This window comes from Streptomyces sp. NH27 (assembly GCF_056859195.1).
The window spans coordinates 1-402 of record NZ_JACEGK010001113.1 but is presented as its reverse complement, the minus strand read 5'-3'; the positions used below and the strand labels follow the sequence as shown (position 1 = coordinate 402).

The window sequence follows — 402 nt, the reverse complement described above, 5'->3', positions numbered from 1 at the left end:
CTAGTACTGCAACCGCATCTGCCGTGACAGGTGCTGGATTGGCTCGTTGTTCCGACTGTGCGATGAATCGTTGACGGTTGAGCAGGTCGAGTCGTGGTCCGAGGGGATAGCCGGGTTCCATGCCCGGTTCGCCCACCGTTTCGGCAGGTCGGAGCCCCGCGAGCGGGCGTCGGACTACCTGAACGGGCTGCTCGCGCCGCTTGAGAAGAAGAACGGGTGGACGCTGTCGGAGCAGGTCGGGCAGTTGCGCCCCGACGGCGTCCAGCGCCTGCTCAACCACTCCGACTGGGACGAGAACGCGGTCCGCGACGATGTGCGGGACTTCGTCGTGGAGACCATCGGTGCCAAGGACGCGGTGCTGATCGGCGACGACACCGGCTTCCTGAAGAAGGGCACCAAGTC

1 protein-coding gene is annotated in these 402 nt (G+C 65.2%); it reads left to right on the top strand.

Features of this window, described 5'->3' with window-relative positions:
• Window positions 1-70: 70 nt before the first annotated feature.
• Window positions 71-402, top strand: a 332-nt coding sequence (locus AC13HU_RS38290; protein ID WP_483046598.1) for a transposase, incomplete at its 3' end; no start/stop codon positions are given.